Annotated in this window: 13 protein-coding genes and 2 pseudogenes; 9 read left to right on the forward strand and 6 right to left on the reverse strand. The window is 71.7% G+C overall.

The window, feature by feature from the left end; translation table 11 throughout:
• Positions 1 to 240: 240 nt before the first annotated feature.
• From SSQG_RS04555 to SSQG_RS04560, 3 genes and pseudogenes are all read left to right on the forward strand, one after another.
• A pseudogene (locus tag SSQG_RS04555) lies at positions 241 to 2,772 on the forward strand (SDR family NAD(P)-dependent oxidoreductase); the annotation flags it as partial.
• Between the two features lie 268 nt (positions 2,773 to 3,040).
• On the forward strand, positions 3,041 to 3,586 hold the full coding sequence (locus tag SSQG_RS43895) for a phosphopantetheine-binding protein (protein WP_425315014.1): 546 nt from the start codon (positions 3,041 to 3,043) through the stop codon (positions 3,584 to 3,586).
• A gap of 145 nt (positions 3,587 to 3,731) precedes the next feature.
• Positions 3,732 to 4,986, forward strand: a pseudogene (locus SSQG_RS04560) (IS701 family transposase).
• A gap of 27 nt (positions 4,987 to 5,013) precedes the next feature.
• Here the strand turns inward: SSQG_RS04560 and SSQG_RS04570 are convergent.
• Together SSQG_RS04570 and SSQG_RS04575 are read right to left on the reverse strand one after the other, a co-directional pair.
• Positions 5,014 to 5,553 carry an SRPBCC family protein gene (locus SSQG_RS04570; protein ID WP_003988540.1) on the reverse strand — a complete coding sequence of 180 codons (540 nt, stop codon included), beginning with the start codon at positions 5,551 to 5,553 and terminating at the stop codon, positions 5,014 to 5,016.
• An 88-nt stretch (positions 5,554 to 5,641) separates the two neighbouring features.
• The gene (locus SSQG_RS04575; RefSeq protein WP_003988541.1) at positions 5,642 to 6,331 is read right to left on the reverse strand and encodes a methyltransferase domain-containing protein; all 690 of its coding nucleotides are present in this window, start codon (positions 6,329 to 6,331) and stop codon (positions 5,642 to 5,644) included.
• A gap of 823 nt (positions 6,332 to 7,154) precedes the next feature.
• On the opposite strand from SSQG_RS04575, the gene SSQG_RS43385 reads away from it, so the two are divergent.
• Positions 7,155 to 9,980, forward strand: coding sequence for a helix-turn-helix transcriptional regulator (locus SSQG_RS43385; RefSeq protein ID WP_039931936.1), 2,826 nt, complete (start codon positions 7,155 to 7,157; stop codon positions 9,978 to 9,980).
• Positions 9,981 to 10,049: 69 nt separating this feature from the next.
• On the opposite strand, the gene SSQG_RS04585 is transcribed toward SSQG_RS43385, so the two are convergent.
• The 4 genes from SSQG_RS04585 to SSQG_RS04600 all read right to left on the reverse strand — a co-directional run bounded on the left by SSQG_RS04585 (position 10,050) and on the right by SSQG_RS04600 (position 14,720).
• Positions 10,050 to 11,942: a phenazine-specific anthranilate synthase component I gene (locus SSQG_RS04585; RefSeq protein ID WP_003988543.1), complete on the reverse strand. Its 1,893-nt coding sequence runs from the start codon at positions 11,940 to 11,942 to the stop codon at positions 10,050 to 10,052.
• Positions 11,939 to 12,619: an isochorismatase family protein gene (locus SSQG_RS04590; RefSeq protein WP_003988544.1), complete on the reverse strand. Its 681-nt coding sequence runs from the start codon at positions 12,617 to 12,619 to the stop codon at positions 11,939 to 11,941. The genes SSQG_RS04585 and SSQG_RS04590 overlap by 4 nt, the downstream gene beginning before the upstream one ends.
• Before the next feature lie 32 nt (positions 12,620 to 12,651).
• Entirely contained in the window at positions 12,652 to 13,425 is a 774-nt protein-coding gene (locus SSQG_RS04595; protein ID WP_039934730.1) for a 2,3-dihydro-2,3-dihydroxybenzoate dehydrogenase, read from the reverse strand.
• Between the two features lie 80 nt (positions 13,426 to 13,505).
• Positions 13,506 to 14,720 (reverse strand): 3-deoxy-7-phosphoheptulonate synthase, encoded by a 1,215-nt coding sequence (locus SSQG_RS04600; RefSeq protein ID WP_003988546.1) that lies wholly within the window; start codon positions 14,718 to 14,720, stop codon positions 13,506 to 13,508.
• 245 nt (positions 14,721 to 14,965) lie between these two features.
• Between SSQG_RS04600 and SSQG_RS04605 the strand changes: the two genes are divergently transcribed.
• From SSQG_RS04605 to SSQG_RS04625, 5 genes are all read left to right on the forward strand, one after another.
• Positions 14,966 to 16,105 (forward strand): acyl-CoA dehydrogenase family protein, encoded by a 1,140-nt coding sequence (locus SSQG_RS04605; protein ID WP_003988547.1) that lies wholly within the window; start codon positions 14,966 to 14,968, stop codon positions 16,103 to 16,105.
• Positions 16,102 to 17,583 (forward strand): amino acid adenylation domain-containing protein, encoded by a 1,482-nt coding sequence (locus SSQG_RS04610; protein ID WP_003988548.1) that lies wholly within the window; start codon positions 16,102 to 16,104, stop codon positions 17,581 to 17,583. The genes SSQG_RS04605 and SSQG_RS04610 overlap by 4 nt, the downstream gene beginning before the upstream one ends.
• Positions 17,584 to 17,602: 19 nt before the next feature.
• Positions 17,603 to 17,866, forward strand: a complete 264-nt coding sequence (locus SSQG_RS04615) for an acyl carrier protein (RefSeq protein ID WP_039931937.1) — start codon at positions 17,603 to 17,605, stop codon at positions 17,864 to 17,866.
• Positions 17,867 to 17,949: 83 nt separating this feature from the next.
• The gene (locus tag SSQG_RS38095; protein WP_052310234.1) at positions 17,950 to 18,492 is read left to right on the forward strand and encodes a DUF1579 family protein; all 543 of its coding nucleotides are present in this window, start codon (positions 17,950 to 17,952) and stop codon (positions 18,490 to 18,492) included.
• Positions 18,493 to 18,499: 7 nt separating this feature from the next.
• On the forward strand, positions 18,500 to 20,028 hold a 1,529-nt coding region (locus SSQG_RS04625; RefSeq protein WP_039931938.1), incomplete at its 3' end, for a beta-ketoacyl synthase N-terminal-like domain-containing protein.

The following is a 20,028-nucleotide window of genomic DNA, read 5'->3' on the forward strand; positions in this document are numbered from 1 at the left end:
GTGTTGCGGGCGGCGGACCAGGTCGGCTGCCAGGTGGTCGAGGAACTGGTCGTGCAGGCGCCGTTGGTGCTGCCGACCGCCGGGCAGGTGGACCTGCAGATCGTCATCGAGCCCGCCGACGATGACGAGCGCCGCCAAGCGGTGATCTGCTCCCGCCCCTCCGGCACCGACAGCATCTGGACGAGGCACGCGCAGGCCGTCCTGGCTGCCAACGAACCTGGTGACGTGCCGCCCGTGGGTGTGTGGCCGCCGTCGGGTGCGGAAGCGATCGATGTCTCCGGTCTCTACGAGGAGTTGGCGGGGCGGGGGTATGCCTATGGGCCGGTGTTCCGGGGGGTGCGGGCGGCCTGGCGGCAAGGCCCGGACGTCTTTGGGGAGATCGAGCTGCCCGAGTCAGCCGCCGAGGACGCGGCTCGGTTCGGGCTGCACCCGGCCCTGTGTGACGCGGCCGCGCATCTGCTGCAGTTCAGCGAGGTGCTGGACCAGGACGGGGTGTGGCTGCCGTTCGCGTGGAACGGTGTGCGGCTGCTGGCCACCGGCGCCACCCGCCTGCGGGTGCGGATCACGCCGCTGGGTGAGGGCAGTGTGCGGATGGACCTCTACGACGTGACCGGTGAGCCCGTCGCTGTGGTCGAGCAGCTGACCGCCCGCCGCCTGGACGCAGCCGAACTCCAGCCCACCAGCACCGCCGGTGCGCGGGGCCTGTTCGCCCTGGCCTGGCCGGATCTACCCACACCGTCCCAGCCGACGGTCACTGACACCGTCGTGTGGACACCCCACGACACCGGCACGGAAGACACCTGGGGCCTTCCCACCATCACCGACCTCGACGATCTCCCCGCTTCGTCGCGGGCGGTGGTGTTGCCGGTGTCTGGCCGGGGCCGGGACCTGGCAGATGTCACATGCGATGTGCTCGCGGCGTTGCAGGCGTGGCTGGCCCAGGATCATCCGGCCCGGCTGGTGGTGACCACCCGAGGTGCGGTGGGTGTCGACACCGGCACCGGTGCGGACGTCAACGACCTCTCCGCTTCCGGGACATGGGGCATGGTCCGCACCGCCCAGACCGAGCACCCCGACCGCTTCACCCTCCTCGACCTCGACCCCGACCCCGAGGAGACGGACTCTTCTGCCCTGCTCCAAGCCCTCGCCGTGACCGGCGAGCCTCAACTCGCCTGGCGCGACGGCAAACTCCACGCGCCACGGCTGGTACGCGCACTCAGCGGCAGCGGCGTGATTCACGGCGTGTCCGGATTCGGCGCCGGAGACACCTGGCGCATCACCCCCCAGGGCACCGGCTCCCTCGACGCCCTCGTCAAAACCCCGCACGAGGCGGCCACCCGCCCCCTCAACCCGGGCGAAGTACGCATCGAAGTCCGCGCCGCAGGACTCAACTTCCATGATGTCGTCGCCGCGCTCGGCATGGTCGACGACCCGGAGGACCTGGGCGCCGAAGGCGCGGGCGTGGTCACGGAGATCGGCCCCGATGTCACTCGATTCGCAGTCGGCGACCGGGTGATGGGTGCGTTCCCGGCGGCGTTCGCGGTCCGCACGGTTGCCGATGAGCGGATGCTGGCCGCTGTCCCGGCGGGATGGTCGTTCCAGGATGCGGCGTCGGTGCCCGCGGTGTTCTTGACGGCGTACTACGCCCTGCACGACCTCGCCCGGATCAAACCCGGACAGCGGGTCCTGATCCACGCCGCCGCCGGCGGCGTCGGCATGGCCGCCACCCAACTCGCCCGCCACTTCGGCGCCGACGTCTACACCACCGCCCACCCCACCAAATGGCACACCCTCAAAACCGCCGGCATCCCCACCGACCACATCGCCTCCTCACGCACCACCGACTTCGCCGACCAGTTCCACCACCACACCAGCCAGCATGGCCGACCCGGCATGGACATCATCCTCGGATCACTCTCCGGCGACCTCGTCGACGCCTCCCTCACCCTCCTCGCCCCCGGCGGCCACTACATCGAAATGGGCAAAACCGATATCCGCGACCCCGAACACGTCAGCACCACCCACCCCGGCACCACCTACCGCGCCTTCGACCTCAAAGAAGCAGGCCCCCAACGCACCGGCGACATACTCACCCACCTCCTCACCCTCTTCACCAACGAAACCCTGACCCTGCTGCCCCGCACCGAATGGGACCTCGCCCACCTCCCCCAAGCCCTGCGCCACATGAGCCAAGGCCGCCACACCGGCAAAAACGTCATCCGCATCCCCCGACCCGTCAACCCCCACGGCACCGTCCTGATCACCGGCGGCACCGGCACCCTCGGCTCCCTCATCGCCCGCCACCTCGCCCACCACCACAACATCCGCCACTTCCTCCTCCTCAGCCGCCAAGGACCCCACGCCCCCACCGCACCCCAGCTCCACCACGACCTCACCCAAACAGGCGCCCACACCACCATCACCGCCTGCGACCTCACCGACCCCCACACCCTGGCCAAAACCCTCGCCGACATCCCCACCGAACACCCCCTGACCGCCGTCATCCACGCCACCGGCCACCTCGACGACGCCACCCTCACCACCCTCACCCCCACCCAACTGCGCACCGTCCTCGCCACCAAAGCCACCACCGCCCACCACCTCCACCACCACACCCAACCCCACGACCCCGCCCTCTTCCTGCTCTTCTCCTCCGCCGGCAGCATCCTCGGCAGCCCCGGACAAGCCAACTACAGCACCGCCAACACCTACCTCGACGCCCTCGCCCACCACCGCCGCCACCACAGCCAACCCGCCACCAGCCTCGCCTGGGGCCTCTGGCAACAAACCAGCACCATGACCAGCCACCTCGACGAACAGGACCTGGCGCGGCTGGCGCGGAGCGCGTTGAAGCCGATGTCGACACCGGAGGCACTGGAGCTGTTCGACGCCTCCGCTCTGCCGCCGCATCCCCTGCTGCTCACCGCGCTGCTCCACGAGCGGCAACTGCCCCGGCTCCCGCTGTGGCAGCGGCTCGCCACATCGGCGTACCGCCGCCTCCGTCGAGCAGGGTCCGCAGTTGGCGCAGCAGCTCGGCCCGTTGCCGCCCGCCCAGCGGTTCAACGTCCTGCTGGACCACATCCGCCGCCACACGGCGACGATCCTGGCCCTGCCCGGACTGGACGCCGTCGACGCCCACCGCGGGTTCACGGAGCAGGGACTCGACTCCCTCACCGCCCTCGAACTGCGCAACCGGCTCGCCACCAGCACCGGCCTCACCCTCCCCGCCACCACCGTCTTCGACCACCCCACCCCCACCGCCCTCACCCACCACCTCCTGCCCCAACTCACCACCGACAACGGCGAAGACACCGCCACCGGCGGCGCCGACCGCCCGGGGGCTGCCGGGGCGGCGCTGCTGGCGGAGTTCGGCCGGCTGGAGGAGATGCTGACGGCCGCTCGGGCGGAGGACATCCTGGCGGCGGGAGCCGCGGAACGGCTGCGGTCGCTGCTGGACCGCGCGCAGGTGCGCGGCGCGTCGGTCGGTGGTACCGGGTCGGCGCCCGATGACGCGCCGGTGACCGCACGGCTGGAGTCGGCCACGACGGACGAGCTGTTCGACTTCATCGACAACGAGCTGAACTGAGCCACGGGCGACGGGTCCGCGAGCCGGCCATCGCTCACGGACCCGTATCGGGCGTTCCCTCGCCGACCGCCCCACCACCCACCCGAACGGACCGAACGGACCGAACGCCGAGCCGCCGTGGCCGCTCGGCCGAGATGGGGGAAACATGATCACGGGACAGGGCCTCGAGCGGTCCGGCCTCGACGCGGGGCCGGGGGATGTGGACGAGGTGCTGCACGATCTGTGTGACGTGCTCCTCGCCTCGTTGCCTCGCAGCGACCAGCGGGGACGGGGGCTCGACTACGTCCACGGGCTGATCCATGCCCGGGGCCGCAAGTCCATCCGCAACATCGCGTCCCTGCGCGGCGGGCGGGCCGCCGAGCAGCGTCTGCACCACTTCGTGTGCGGGTCCACCTGGCGGTGGGATCCGCCGCGGGTGGCCCTGGCGCGGTACGTGGCCGCGGTGCAGCCTCCGCAGGCGTGGGTGGTACGGCCGTTGGTGATCACCAAGACCGGGGAGAACTCCGTCGGGGTGGAGCGCTGCTCCTCCCCGGCCTTCTACACGCAGCGGGCCGTGGGTGTGTGGCTGGCGTCGGAGCGGCTGGCGTGTCCGGTGAACTGGCGGCTGCTGCTGTCCGGTACCTGGCTGGGCGACCCGGTGCGCCGTGCCCAGGCGGGCATTCCGGCCGGGGCCTGTCCCGAGACCATGGGAATGTGTGCGGTGCGGGCGAGTGCCGCAGTGGCGGGCGGCGACTGGGGGCTGCCCGCCCGGCCGGTGGTCGTGGACGTGCCGGAGGTGGACGCGCTCGCCGTGCTGGGGCGCCTGCGGGCGGCGGGGCTGCGGCAGCAACTGGTGCGGGTGGATGGCCGGCTCAGGCTGGCCGTCGCCGATCCGGCGTTGCCCGGGCGCGGCGACGGGCACCGGTCGGCCGCGGAGATCATGCGGGCGGCGGCTCCGCTGCGGCGGCCGGTCCCGTGGCAGGACCCCGGGCGGGAACGCCGGGCAGCCGGGACGGTCTACTGGCCGCGGGTCCGGGTGCGGGTGCCGGGTGTTCGGGGCGGGGGCGGGCCGGCAGGGGGATCTGCTCCTGCTCGGCCTGACGGGGCCGGGCCGGCAGTGGCCGGGAGAGCTGTGGCTGACGGACGCCGTCTCGTCGTCACCGGCCGCTCTGGCGCGGCTGACACGGCTGGTGCGGCGTGTCGGGCGTGACGCCGCCGAGATCTCCGAACAGGTGGGCATGCGGGACTTCGTGGGCCGTTCCTTCACGGGGTGGCACCGGCACATGACGCTCGTCTCGGCCGCGCACGCGGTGCAGGCCCTTTCGCTGGCCCGCGCTCGGCAGTCGGGAGCGGTCCGCCGGACCGGCGGGCGGACGGCCCTGGGCGGCGGCCGGGACACGGCGTCGGTGTCCCGGCCATGACGAGGCCGCCGTGTTCGCGGCGCTCGGCTACGCCTCGAGGACCTTCTTGATGCGTTCCAGGGTCAGCAGGATGTCGTTCTCCAGTTTGGCGGCCCACTCCGTGATGAACCGCCGCTTCTCCGGCTCGTCCATGTCCTTGGTGATGTCGTGGATCCCGGGGGACGCCCAGCCCATCCAGAATTTCTGCGCGACGACACACTCGTCGCCGTCCGGGGTGATCTCGAAGGTCCAGATGAGCTCCTGGGGCTCTCCGGTCTTGGAGTGGATCCGCCAGCGGAAGCGATGGTTCGGTTCGGTGGTCATCACTTCCGACTTGGTGTGCCAGATCCCGCGGATCAGGGGTGCCCATTCCACGATGTCGTCGGCACGGAAGTTCTCACCGCGGTAGACCGAACCCACCTCGCCGGGGGTTCCGGAAATCCATTCGCCGCCGCGGAGTTCCGTACTCCACTCCACGTGCCTCGGAAGATCGCTGACCGCCTCGTATATCTCCTTCGCGCCGGCCGCGATGCGAATGTCGGCTCCGACGTCGAAGAGGGGTCGCTGATCGAGAATTGACGTCTCCATGTCAGGGAGGATGGCACCGTGAGAAATATCCGGTCAATGGCGGTGCCCGGTATCCGTCAAGTCGCCCGGACGGCATGGTGTCCAGTGGTCAGGAGGCCCTGCGGACGATTTCGAAGAGGCGGAACTCCACGACACGGTCGGGGAATTCGTGGTTCGTGGAATTGATCTTCTCCAGGCGCAGGCCCTCTTCGTCGGCGATACGCTGCAGATGGTCGAGGTCGCCCCGGCTGTTGAAGCCGATGAACAGCCGGCCGGTGTCCGTGAGGTGGCGCGGCGCCTCTCGGAGATAAGCGCGGTGGCTCTCGTATCCGCGGTCGAGGACCGAGTGTTCCAGATCCTGGGTGTAGACGAAGTCGGCGGGTGCCTCGATGGCGTTGGAGTTCCAGAAGACGAGGTCGTACCGTTCTCCCGGGCCGAGTGCGCGGAACATGTCGCTCTCCAGGACCCGGACCCGGTCGGCCACCCCGTGCCGCTCGGCGTTGCGCCGGGCGTTGTCGACGGCGGCGGGGACGATGTCCACGGCCGTGACCGCCGTACAGCCGCGCAGCGCGCCGTAGACGGCGGTGACGCCGGCGCCGCAGCCCATCTCCAGCAGGGACTTGCCGGCCGGATAGGGCAGCCATTGGGAATAGTGGGACGTCGAAGGGGAGTGGAACGGGGCGAACACGCCCGGCAGGAGAGTCCACTCGAGGCCCAGCAGCTCGAATTCCGTTGTTCCGGATGCCTCGCCCAGCAGCCGTTCCGTCTCTTCTCGTCCGGTCCGGACATTGTTGGTCATCGTGGCGGCAGCCTTCCGTCTGGGGCCTGACGACCGGCAGGAGTTGCCGGTCGATTTCACCGTGGTACTCGGCGTCCCCCGCACTATGCCGAGGCGTCCTGGGGCGCGCCAATACCCGGTCGCAGACTCCGTCAGGTACCCCGGCCGGACCGTTGCGCCCCACACGTGAATACGGAGTGAATCAATCCGCAAGAGCGGTGCTCCGCGAAATGCAAGCTCCCGCCGTCCCGGCCGGGTCCGGCATGCCGTCTTGTCAACCCCTAGATTCGTCTAGATCGACTTGGTGTACCTATGAATTGTGGGGTAACCGGCTTGTTCTCGGTGTGTCACACTCGAATCTCGATTGCGAGATGGCCGCAGGGGTGTCGAACCGAAGGATCGTCACCGCGAGCGGCTTCACCGAGCCGGGTCGGTCGTACCGGCAGGTGAGCACGTGTTGGAACGTCGGGGGACGCACAGCGATCGTGCCTGTGAGACGGCTCGGCCCTGCCCCCGCAACAGCTCCAAGTTCAGGGGGACGGGGATGTATCAGCACGTAGAACGGGAGGCTCCAGGTCGCCGACGCGCCCTGGGCGAGAGTCCTGCAGATCCGGGCGAACCACTGCCTTCGCGCCGACTCGCCGGGCGGCGCGAGGACGCGGGCCGGCCGTCCGGGTCCGGCGAACCCCCGGACGGCCCGGCGCGGCCCCGGCCGCAGGCGGCCGTCGCCGTGACGCATCGGTTCCCGGCCCAGGATCACGTGGTGTCACGGAACGCGCCCGGCGCCCTGCTGCGGCACACCGTTTCCACCGATCGACCTCCCACGCACGAGAAAGCGTACCGAGTGGTTCTAGCCCAGCGCGAGGAGCAATTCAGGCACATACGAACGGCGTTCGGGGACTGTCGCGAGCAGCTCCGCGGTCATGCCGCTCTCATCACGGGAGCGGTGGGCAGTGGCAAGACATCCCTCCTTGAAGCCCTCACCGACGATCTCTCCGACGAGGTGGCCCAGGTCCTGCGCGCCGTGGCCTCCGAAGCCGAGCGCGACATCCCGTTCGGCGTCATCGGCCAGCTGCTGCACGGCGCGCACTTACCGGAGCAGGCCCGCCAGGAAGTGCGGGACCTGCTTCCCGAGCACACCGATGTGGCACGTCTGTCCGGACGGCCGTCGGCCGTCGACCGGATCTCTCCCGTCGAGCAGGCGCCCGTCCTGAGCCGCCTGTTCTCCACCCTCAGCGACCTGGCGCGGCGCGGCCCGCTCGTGCTGGCCGTCGACGACATCCAGCACGCCGACTCGGCCTCACTGCAGTGCCTGCTGTACGTCATCCGCCGGCTGCGGTACTCGCCGATGCTCGTGCTGATGACCGAGGCGCCCATGCTGCGGCTCCCCCACCCGCAGTTCCGCGCCGAACTCCTGAGCCAGCCGCACTCCTCGCGGATCACGCTGGAGCCGCTCACCCAGGACTCCCTGGCCCTCCTGGCGAGCGCGCACCCCGGCACGACCGATGCCCGCGGAACGGCGGAACACGTCCTCGCCGTGACGGGCGGCAGTCCGCTGCTCGCCCGCGCCCTCATGGACGAACTGCCGGCGCGGCACGCCGAGGCGGACGGCACGCCGCCGTCCCGCGGCGGCCTGTTCGACCAGGCGGTGCTCGGCTGCCTGTACCGGCACGAGCCGCAGGTGCGGCAAGTGGCGCAGGCGCTCGCCGTCCTGGGCCGTGCGACGACCGTCGACGTCCTCGCCACCATGCTCGGCACGACCCACGAGTCGGCCCTGCGCGCCCTGCACCTGCTGCGTGTGTCCGGTCTGGTGGAGGGCTACGAACTGCGGCATCCGCGCATCGCCCGCTCGGTGCTGGGCGACCTCACCGCGGAACACCGGCGTGTGCTGCACTCCCGGGCCGCGGAGGTGCTGCGCCACCAGGAGGCGGGGTCGAACGTGCTGGCCGGCCACCTGATCGCGGCGGACTGGGTCGAGGGCAGCTGGGCGGCACCCATGCTGCAGGAGGCCGCGGTGCACGCGCTGGCCTCGGGACGCCCGGAGTTCGCCGGCGCCTGCCTGCGCCAGGCGTGGCGGGCGGAGACCGACGAGGAACAGCGTGCGGGCATCGAGGCGCTGATGCTGACGGCACGCTGGCAGACCAACCCGCTGTCGGCGGAAACGTATTTGCCTGATCTGCTGGAAACGATCCGGGAGCGGGGCCCCTCGCTGCCCCGGGTCGCGTCGGTGCTGCCGCCGCTGCTGTGGCAGGGGCGGGTCGGCGAGGCGGACGACCTGCTCGCACAGCTCGAACTGGGGGAGGAACAGGACACGGAGGACGCCGCCGAACTCCGGGTGCTGCATCTGCTGGTGTCGCTGTGCCGCTCGGAGGTCCTGGCCGACGCCCACTGCACCGACGGGATGTACAGCGGGGCGTCGGGCACTCCCGTGGTGAGTCAGCGGCTGGAGGCGGTCACGGTCCTCCACCAGGCGCTGACGTCCAATCCGTACTGTGACGTGGTGTCACGCGGCGAGCAGATCCTGCGGCGGCACGACGGCAGGACCGGTGCGCCGGGCCTGCCGGCCGGGGCGCTGCTGGCCATGCTGTACGCGGGGCGTCCGGACCGGGTCGTGGCCTGGACGGACACCGTGCTGGACGAGGCGGGCGTGCGGTATGCGCCGGTGTGGCAGGCGGTCCTGGAGGCGATCCGGGGTGAGGCGCTGCTGCGGCTGGGCGACCTCGGCAGGGCCGAGCAGTGCGCGCGGTCGGCCCTGGAGCTGATCACGCCACAGGGCTGGGGTGTGGTGGTGGCCGGCCCGCTGGGCACGCTCATCACCTGCGCGGCGGAGTCCGGCCGGCATCACGAGGCCGACATGTGGCTGGCGCTCCCGACCCCGGTGGGCATGTTCCAGACGCCGCTCGGGCTGCACTATCTCGCCGCGCGTGGCCGCTACCACCTGGCGGCCGGTCAGCCGGACGCGGCGTGCGAGGACTTCCGGCAGTGTGCGGACCTGATGGAGAAGTGGCGCCTCGACATCGCGGGTCTGGTGCCGTGGCGGCTGGAGCTGGCCCGGGCGCAGCTGCGGCTGGAGCACCGGGCGGAGGCGGCGCGTCTGATCCAGGAGGAGCTCTCCGGCGACCGGCGCACCGACCGGCGCATCCGCGGCCGTGGGCTGCGCCTGCTCGCCCGGACGGTGGCGCCCGAGCAGCGCAAGCGGCTGCTGTCCGAGGCGGTCGATCTGCTCCAGGCGTGCGGTGACAAGGTGGAGCTGGCCAGGGCCCTCAGAGACCTGGGGACCGTGCTCCAGCAGATGCCCGGCGATCCGGGGCAGGCGCACCCGCTGATGCGGCGCGCGTACCAGCTCGCCCGGGAGTCCGGTGCCCAGTCCCTGGCGAACCGGCTGGTTCCCGGGGGGTGTGTTCCGGAGTCCGAGCCGGAGCGCGATGTGCCCCAGTCCGGGTACGGGCTGAGCAAGGCGGAGTTGCGGGTGGCCGCGCTGGCCACGCTGGGGCACACCAACCGTCAGATATCGACGGTGCTGTTCATCACCGTGAGCACGGTGGAGCAGCACCTGACCCGGGTGTACCGCAAGCTGGGCGTGAAGCGCCGGGCGGATCTGCCGGCCGAACTGTCCGTGTACGCCGAGGACGTGGGTGAGGCGCCCAGGGGCGACGGACACGGGTTCTGACCGGGCGCGTACCCCGCGCGCGGCACTGCGGAGGCGGTCGGGCCCGCCTCCGCACCCCGCGTCCACGGCCTAGGCGCGCAGCAGCTCTCGGACGGCGTCGGCGAGGATCTCCTCGCCGCCCCTGGTGAGGACCGACTCGGCGTGGAACTGGAAGGACGTGAAGTGGCCGCCGCGCAGGGCGTGCACCTCCCCCGTCGCCCGGTCCCGGCTCACCTCCACCACACCGGCGCCGGGGCACTCCACCTTGTCGTCCGCGCTGTAGGCGGCGAACGTGTTGTAGAAGCCGACGTGCCGCCTCGCCCCGAAGAGGTCGATCGCGCTCTGGGTGCCCTGGTTGGGCGTGCCCCGGCGGCGTACGTCGAAGCCGAGCCGGAGGCTGAGCACCTGGTGGCTGAGGCACACCGCGAGGAACGGGCGGCGTTTCGCCAGCAGGGCGGCGACAGCGGTGTCCAGGTGCGTGATCTTGCGGTCGTCCGCGGCGAGCGGATCCCCGGGGCCGGGGCCCATCACGACGAGGTCGTGGTCATCGACGGCGTACGGCTCGTCGAACCGGCGCACCGTCACGGAGAGGCCCACGGACTGGAGTTGCCGGCCGAGCATCGAGGTGAAGCTGTCCTCGGCGTCGACGATCAGGACACGGCGTCCGGTGAGCTCGCGGTCGGACCGCGCCCGCTGGGTGTCGGTGCGCAGCCAGAAGCCGGCGAGGACGTCGTTGCGCCGCTCCAGGGCGGTGCGGACCTCGGGGTGCTCCCCGAAGCCGCCGTCGTCCCCGGTGAGGGCGCCGATGAGTCCGGCGGCCTTGGCGCGGGTCTCGGCGACCTCCTCGGCGGGGTCGGAGTGGCGGACCAGGGTGGCGCCGGTGCCGATCCGGACGGTGCCGCAGGAGTCGATGTCGGCGGTGCGGATGAGGATGGACGAGTCGAGTGTCTGCGCCCCGTGCCGGTCTCTGCCGATGAGCGCCACGACGCCGCTGTAGTAGCCGCGGCCCCGCGGTTCGTAGGCGCTGATGACGCGGCAGGCGCTTTCCAGGGGGCTGCCGGTGACGGTCGGCGCGAACATCGTCTCGTGCAGGATCTCCCGTACGTCGCGGCGGGTGGCGCCCCGGATGAAGTACTCGGTGTGGGCAAGCTTCGTCATCTCCCGCAGGTGCGGGCCCGTGACCCAGCCGCCGCGTTCGCAGAGGCGGGCCATCATCTTGAGCTCCTCGTCCAGCACCATGTAGAGCTCTTCGGTCTCCTTCTGGTTCGCGATGAACTCCATGAGCCCGGGCAGGTCGGGGCCGGCGGACGGATAGCGGTACGTGCCGCTGATGGGGTTCATCACGGCGATGCCGTCGCGCAGGGTGATGTGCCGCTCGGGTGTGGCACCGACCAGGGTGCGTTCGCCCGTGTGCACGACGAACGTCCAGTAGGCACCGGACTCGCGACGCAGCAGACGGCGGAAGACGACCAGCGCGCCGAGGGGCGAGTAGTCGGGGATCCGCGCGACGTAGGACCGGCGGATCACGAAGTTCGCACCGGTGCCCTCGCCGATCTCCTCGTCGAGGACGCGGCGGACGGTGGCGGCGTAGGTGGCGTCGTCGGTGTCGAAGCAGCCGTCCGTGATCCGGACCGGGAGGTCCGGGATGGCGGCCGTGACCTCGGCAACGGGTGCGGTGGTGTGGCTCTCGGCGGTCATGGCGAGCAGGGGGGTGCCGTCGTCGACGCAGGCGAAGCCCCGTTCGCCGATCTGGCGGTAGGGGACCAGGGCCAGCACCGGCGGTGGCGGGCCGCCCGCCGCGGTGGCCGGCGGTACCGGCAGGCCGGCCAGTGTCTCGTGGGCGCCGATGTCGCCGACGAGGATGTCGACGGCGTCGGGGCCGTTCACGGCCGGGCGGTGCAGCAGGGCGAACGGCGGAGGCTCGTCGCCGAGGATGCGGCCGAGCAGGTCGGCGGCGGACCGGGTGGCGGGCCGGCCGCTCATCGGGCCGTTCCGGACGCGGTCGCGGACACGGCCCGGGGGCCGGCTCCGAGTGCGGCGCGCACGTCGGAGCCGGTGAGGACCACGGCGCAGCGTCCGGCGGCGTACTCCAGGGCCGAGCCGTGGTGGCGGGCGGAGAAGTCCGCCGTGGCGTCGGCGACCAGGAACGGCTGGATGCCGTGGCTGAAGGCGTCGACGGCTGTCATCAGCACCCCTACGTGTGCGTAGACACCGCAGATGATCAACTGGTCACGGCCCGTGGCGGTCAGCCACTCCAGCAGGCCCGAGCGGTGGAACGCGCTGTAGCGCCACTTGGTGAAGACCTGGTCGTCCGGTGCCGGGGCGAGGCCGTCGGCGATCTCGCGGTGTTCGGGCTCGGGTGACATGCCGGGGCCCCAGAAGTCCGAGAGCAGACCGCGCTGTTCGGGCGTCATACCGCCGGGCTGCGCGGTGTAGGCGACGGGTACTCCGTGGGCGGCACAGTCCGCGCGCAGCCGTGTCACGTTGCCGGTCAGGGTGCGGCGCAGGGTGTCGGCGGGCAGCGGTTCGAGGAAGAACCGCTGCATGTCGTGGACGAGCAGCGCGGCGCGGCCGGCGTCGGGTGTCCAGCCCGCGGTGTTGGCGGGCAGGGTCTCCCGGGTGGGGAGGGCGTACGGTTCGATGGGTGGTATGCCTGGCATGGCGTTTCCTCTTCAGGTGTGCCGGACAGGGTTCAGACGCCGAGCGTGGCCCCACCGTCGACCGTGAGCGCGTGCAGCGTGATGTGGGAGGCCTGTTCGGAGAGCAGGAAGACGACCGCGTCGGCGATCTCCCGCGGGGTGGCCAGCTTGCGCAGCGGGATGCCCACCTTGTACGTCTCCAGGCTGCCCCGGACGGTCGTCTCCCGGCCGCTGTCGTGGTCGTGCCACATGGAGCTGAGCATCGGGGTGTCCGTGGAGCCCGGTGCCACGAGATTGCAGCGGATGCCGAACTCGGCGACCTCGAGTCCGAGGCACTTGGTGAACATCGTGGCGGCGGCCTTGGAGGCGGCGTAAGCGGCCATCTGTGTCCGGGGGGTGCCGGCGGCGTTGGAGGCCACGGTGACGAGGGCGCCGGCGCGCCGGGGCACCATGCGGTTGACCACCGCGCGCGACATGTGGAAGACGCCGGTGGCGTTCACGGCCATGGTGTCGGCCCAGTCGGTGTCCGACAGGTTCCGGGCGTCGCCGAGGCGGAGGATGCCGGCGGCGTTGACGAGGTAGTCGACGGGGCCGAGTCGGGCCTCCACGGCGGTGACGGTCGCCTCGACGTCGTCGGGCCGGGTGACGTCGGCGACGAAGGCCTCGACCCGCAGGCCCTCGGCGGCGAGCGGCTCGGTCGTCTCCTTCAGTGCGACGCTGTTGGCGTCCACGGCCGCGGTCACGCCGCCGCGTTCGGCGATCGCGCGGACCACCGCGGCGCCGATGCCGCCGGCCGCGCCGGTGACGAGCGCGACCTTCCCCTGCATGGCGCGGCTCTCCGTCGTGCGAGTCATCGTGCGGAACTCCATTCGCTGTGAGGCGCGTCGCGGTCGTCACGCGGGGGTGCTCAACGCCAGGCGGTGACGACGTGGTCGGCCTGCCGTGGGTCGAGACGTGGATCGCAGAGCGTCGTGTACTTCTTGCCTAGCTGCTCGAACGACGACTCGTCGTGGACGCATTCGGTGACGTCGTCCGGGGTGATCTCGAGGTGGAGGCCGCCGGCGACGCCGCCGGCCTCGCGCACGGCGCACTGGAACTCCTTGGTCTCCCTCAGGACCGTTTCCAGCAGCCGGGTCTTCAGCCCGTTGGGGGCGGTCAGGGTGTTGCCGTGCATCGGGTCGCCGAGCCAGATCACGGGGTGGCCGCCGGCCCGTACGGCCCGCACGAGCGGCGGCAAACGCCGGGCCACGGTGCCTGCGCCCATGCGCGCGACCAGGGTCAGCCGGCCCGGCCGCCGCTCCGGGTCTAGCCGCTCGCACAGGTCCAGCAGCTCCGCCTCGGTCATGTCCGGACCGACCTTGCAGGCCACCGGGTTGGCCACCGCCGCGAGCAGTGCCACGTGGGCGCCGTCGGGTTGCCGGGTGCGTTCGCCGATCCACGGCCAGTGGGTGGAGGACAGGTAGAGCAGCCCGTCCTCGGTGCGGCGCAGCAGGGGCGCCTCGTAGTCCAGGAGCAGCGCCTCGTGGCTGGCCCACAGGGTGCTGCCGTGGTCGGGGGTGCCGTCCGGGCGCCGGGACCAGCCCAGATGGCCCAGCACCTCGGCGGCGGCCCGGTAGCACAGCAGCAGGCGCGCGGGGTCGGGCCGGCGCAGCGCGGGGTCCGGTTCGGGGCCGTTGATCAAGTGGCCTCGGTAGACGGGCAGTTCGCGTCCGCCGATGCGTTCGGTGGGGCGGGAGCGCGGTTTGGCGTACTGGCCGGCGATCCGGCCGACGCGCAGGACCGGTTTGTGGGTGAGCATCTTCATGCGGCCGGCCAGCATCTCGATCAGTCCGGCCTTGCGGGCGACGTAGCCGCCCGTGCACTCGCCCGGGTCCTCGGCGCAGTCGCCGGCCTGGACGACGTAGGCGCGGCCGTGCGCGACGTCCGCCAGCCGGTCCCGCAGCCGTGCGGTGTCGGCGTACGACACCAGCGGGGGCAGACCGGCCAGTTCGGCGCGGGCGGCGGCCGCGATGTCCGGGTCCGTCCACTGCGGCTGCTGATGTGCCGCGCGGCCGTCGAGGAACGGGTGGGAGCGGATGCCGGGCTCACCGGACTGTGTGCCGGCCGCCTGCAACGAATCCATGCCGTTTTCTCCCTGTCTTCGAATCACCGCCATTACACGTCGCTTGGCGCCGGCCGCTCCAAAATAGTGGGCGACTCGCGACCGGCTGGACACCCCTATAAATGCCGGGACACACACAATTGCGGGCTGACTTCCGGCATTCCTTATAGGGGGCGGGCTAGGGGGTGACACCCACCGAAGGCGAATTTAGCCTGGGCCCGCATGCAGCCGTTCATTACCACCTCACGATGAGGCGCATAACTGCCATGGATTTTGATCTCTCGGCCGCACAGAAGAAACGCTACGCGGAAATCTTGCGGGAGTCGGGTACGCGCCTGGGCGAGCACCGTCCGGACGGGGATCCGGATGCCGTTCGCCGTGGCTTCAGGACGGCCGCCGGCATCGGTGTGACGGGGCTGTGCCTGCCGGAGGAGTTCGGCGGCGGCGGGCTCGGCGCGCTGGACACGGCGCTGGGCCTGGAGGCGTTCGGCCGCGGCTGTCCCGACACCGGGCTCGCCTTCGGGGTCGCGGCCCATCTGCTGGCCTGCGCGGTCCCCGTACGGGACTTCGCCACCGACGACGTCCGCGGCCCGCTGCTCAAGGGGCTGGCGTCCGGTGAGCTCATCGCGGCCAACGCCATGACGGAGGACGAGGCCGGCTCCGACATCGGGCGTCTGGGCGTGACGGCCCGCCCGGTGTCCGACGGGTACCTGCTGAACGGGGAGAAGTCCTGGGCCAGCAACGCGCCCGTGGCCGGCCTCGTCGTCACCTACGCCTGCACCGCACCGGAGCTGGGGTTCCTCGGGCTGTCCGCGTTCGCGGTGCCGGGCGACCTGCCCGGTGTCTCGTTCGGCCCGCCGCTGCGCAAGATGGGGTTGACGAACTGTCTGGCGGGCCGGGTCACGTTCACCGACTGCCATGTGCCGCGCCGTTACCTGCTGGGGGCGGAGGGCCAGGGCTCGGGCATCTTCCAGCACTCCATGGCGTGGGAGCGCGCCGCGCTGTTCGGCGTCTACCTCGGGCTGATGGAGCGCCAGCTCGCCCAGTGCGTCGAACACGCGGGCCGCCGCCGCCAGTTCGGGCGGCGCATCGGCGAGTTCCAGGCGGTGTCGCACCGGATGGCCGTCATGAAGCAGCGCCTGGAGAGTGGCCGGCTGCTGCTGTACCGCGCCTGCTGGCTGCTGGACGAGGGCCGGGAGGACAAGAGCGCCATCGCCCTCGCGAAGGCCACGGTCTCCGAGGCGGCGGTGGCCAACGGCCTGGACGCCATGCAGCTCTTCGGCGGTCTCGGCTATCTGGCCGACAGCGGCGTCGAGGAGCAGCTGCGCGACTCCCTGCCGGCCCGGGTCTTCTCCGGCACCACCGAGATCCAGCGGGAAATCGTCGCCAAGGAACTGGGGCTGTGATGCTGCACCACCTGGTCAGGGATTCCGCCGTCAAACATCCGGACCGGCCCGCCGTGGTCGCCGCCGACGGCACGCTCGACTACGCCGGACTCGACCGCCGGGCCGACGCGTTCGCCCGCCGTCTGCGCGACCTCGGCGTCGGCCACGGTGACCGGGTCGTCGTCTGGTCCGGGAAGTCGGCCGACGTCGTCGCCGCGATGCAGGGCGTGCTGCGGCTGGGCGCCGCCTATGTGCCGGCCGACGACAGCGCGCCCGCCGAGCGCGTGGCGCTGGTCGCCCGCGACTGCGCGGCGAGTGTCGTGCTGACCGCCACGGACCGGCTGCCCGAGCTGTCCGCCCTGCTGCCGGGGGTGCGGTGCGCCGGCCTCACCGGGGCCGGGGCGGGGGGCGGCGGGGAGACGGCCGAACCGGGGCGGTTCGAGGCGGTCGTGGAACCGGACGACCTGGCGTACATCCTCTACACCTCCGGGTCGACCGGCACCCCGAAAGGGGTGTGCATCAGCCACCGCAACGCCCTGGCTTTCTCGGGCTGGGTGGTCGACCTGCTCGCGCCCGGCCCGGAGGACCGGTTCGCCAACCACGCGCCGCTGACGTTCGACCTGTCGGTGCTCGACCTGTACGCCGCGTTCACGGTCGGCGCGGCCGTGCACCTGGTGCCGTCCGAGCTGGCCTACGCGCCCGAGCAGCTCGTGGCGTTCCTGTACGAGCGGCGGATCACGGTCTGGTACTCGGTGCCGTCCGCGCTGACGCTGATGATGCGCTCCGGTGGTCTGCTGGACCGGGCGGCACCGGACGGGCTGCGTGCCGTGCTCTTCGCCGGGGAGCCGTTCCCCATCAGCCAGGTGCGGCGGCTGGCGGCCTGGACGCCGGCGCGGCTGCTGAACCTCTACGGGCCGACCGAGACGAACGTGTGCACGTACCACGAGGTGACGCCCGCCGACCTGGAACGGGGCCGGCCGGTGCCGATCGGCCGGGCGGCGAGCGGAGACCGGGTGTGGGCGCGGGCGGCCGACGGCTCCGTGTGCGGCCCGGGCGAGGAGGGCGAGCTGCTGGTGGACGGGCCGACGGTGATGCTCGGCTACTGGGGCGCCGCGCCGCAGCGCGGTGCGTACGCCACCGGCGACGTCGTTCGGCTGCGCGCGGACGGCTCGTTCGACTACGTGGGACGCCGCGACCACATGGTGAAGGTGCGCGGCCATCGTGTCGAACTCGGGGACGTCGAGGCGGCGTTGACGTCCCACCCGGACGTGGCCGAGGCGGCGGTGGTGGTCACCGGGCACGGTGTGGACGCCCGGCTGGCCGCGTTCGTGGTGCCCGGGCCCGGCCGCCGGCCCGGCCCTCTCACGTTGCGCGGCCACTGCGCGAAACGGCTGCCGCGCTACATGCTCGCGGACGTCCTGCGGCTGCTGCCGGAACTGCCGAGGACCCGCAACGGCAAGGTCGACCGGGCCGCGCTCGCCGCGCGGCTCGAACCGTGACGGACACGAAGGAGCACCCATGGCCCAGGACGAGATCACCGAGCGGATCTCCGCCTTCATCCGGGACCGCTTTCTCGACGGGGACCCGCAGGGCGAACTGGAGGAGACCACGCCCCTGCTGGAGCTGGGCGTCCTCAACTCCCTGAACACCGTGCTCCTTCTGGCGCACATCCGTGAGGAGCTCGGCGTCGCCGTGCCGTCCCTGCGGATCAACCCCAGCGACCTGAAGAACGTGCGGAGCATCACGGCGATGGTGCGCGAGCTCCAGCACTCCGCGGTCTGACCACCGCCCGGCTGCCGCCGCGCCGCGGCACAGCACGTACGGCCGACAGTGACGAACTGCCAAGAAACGAGGGTGACGACAGCATGACGGACATCGCCAGCGACGCCGGCAAGATCAACACCTATCTCTCGGGCCGCCCGACGGAACGGCCCCGCACCGACCACCAGCCGCCGTCCCCGCGGCTGAAGGACCTCGACTTCCTGCTCGGCAGGATGGTCACCCACTTCGACACCGGTGTGCGCATGGAGTCGGTGACCCGGCGCGTCATGCACGGTCACTACATCCAGATGGACCTCACCGGCACGTACGCGGACGGCACCTGGAAGCTCGACGGCAAGTGGATCATCGGCTGGAACGAGGTCGAGCAGAAGTTCGAGTCCTACTACGTCGACACGATGGGAACGCTGGGCTCCGTCAGCTCGCCGGGGTGGCAGGAGGACGGCCATCTGGTGTTCAGCGGCTCCTGTGTGCTCGGTGAGGTCGGGGTCCGCTCCATGACCAAGGACGTGTACACGATGATCGACGACCACCATTTCCAGCTCGACGCGTACGTCGAGGTGGAGGGCGAGTGGAAGCACTACGACACCCAGGACTGCCACGTCACCCCGGAGCAGCAGGGGAGCTGACGGCGAGATGCCCGACGAAGAGAAACTGCAGAAGTACCTCCGGAAGGTCACGGCCGAGCTGCAGCAGGCCCGCCGACGGCTCGCGGCGGCGGAGTCCCAGAGCCAGGAGCCCATCGCCGTCCTGGGAATCGGGTGCCGGTTCCCCGGGGGCGTGCGCTCTCCCGAGGACCTGTGGGACCTCGTCGACTCGGGCAGTGACGTCGTCGGCGGTCTGCCCACGGGTCGCGGCTGGCAGGTCGGGAGCGCGCTGGACGGCGTCAACGGCGGCTTCATCCACGACGCCGAGCAGTTCGACCCGCACTTCTTCGGCCTCGACCCCGTCGAGGCGACCGCCATGGACCCGCAGCAGCGGCTGCTGCTGGAGACGACCTGGGAAGCGTTCGAGCGGGCCGGGATCGACCCGGTGGCGGCCCGCGGCAGCCGCACCGCCGTCTACGCGGGGGTGCAGTTCGGCGGTTATCCGCTGCTGCTGCGGGAGGCCCCGCCCCCGCAGATCCTCGACCACCTCGGTCTCGGCAACTCGGTGGGCGCCGCCTCCGGCCGACTGGCGTACCAGTTCGGCCTGGTGGGTGGCGCGGTCACGGTCGACACCCAGTGCACCTCGTCGATCGTGGCCCTCCACCTGGCGGTGAAGGCCCTGCGCAACGGCGAGTGCGCATTCGCCCTGGCCGGTGGTGCCTGCGTGATGTCGCTGCCGACCGTCCTGATGGACTTCCACCGCCGCAACCTCCTCGCACCGGACGGCCGTTCGAAGTCGTTCGCCGCGGCGGCCGACGGTGTCAGCCTGGCGGAAGGCGCCGGCATGCTGCTCCTGGAGCGGCTGTCCGACGCCCGCCGGGCCGGCCATCCCGTGCTCGCGGTGATCCGCGGTTCCGCCATCAACCAGGACGGCGCCACCAACGGCATCGTCTCCCCCAGCGGCCGCGCGCAGGAACGCGTGATCAGGGCGGCGCTGGCCGACGGACGCGTCACGGCCGACAGTGTCGACGTGGTGGAGGGGCACGGCGTGGGCGCCACCCTGGGTGACGGCGTCGAGGTGACGTCGCTGCTGGCCACCTACGGTCAGGAGCGTCCGGGCGGGCGGCCGTTGCTGCTGGGTTCCGTCAAGTCCAACATCGGCCACACCCAGACGGTGGGCGCCGTCGCCGGCGTCGCGAAACTGGTGATGGCGCTGCGCAACGAACGGCTGCCGCGGACCCTGCACATCGACGGGCCCACCCCGCACGCGGACTGGTCGCCCGGCACCGTCCGGCTCCTGACGGAGCCCGAGCCGTGGCGGCGGGGCGAGCGGGTGCGGCGCGCCGGTCTGACCTGTCTGACCCTCAGCGGCACCAACGGCCATCTGGTCATCGAGGAGCCGCCCGCGGAGGAACCGGCCGCCCGCCCGGCCGGGCCGGAGCGCGCGGTGCCGCTGGTCCTCTCCGCCAAGTCGCCGGGCGCGCTGCGCGCTCAGGCGGAACGGCTGCGCGCCACGGTCACGACGGCCGAACCGGTCGACGTCGGCCACTCGCTGCACACCACCCGGTCGTCGTTCAG

Source organism: Streptomyces viridochromogenes DSM 40736 (assembly GCF_000158955.1).
GTDB lineage: Bacteria > Actinomycetota > Actinomycetes > Streptomycetales > Streptomycetaceae > Streptomyces > Streptomyces venetus.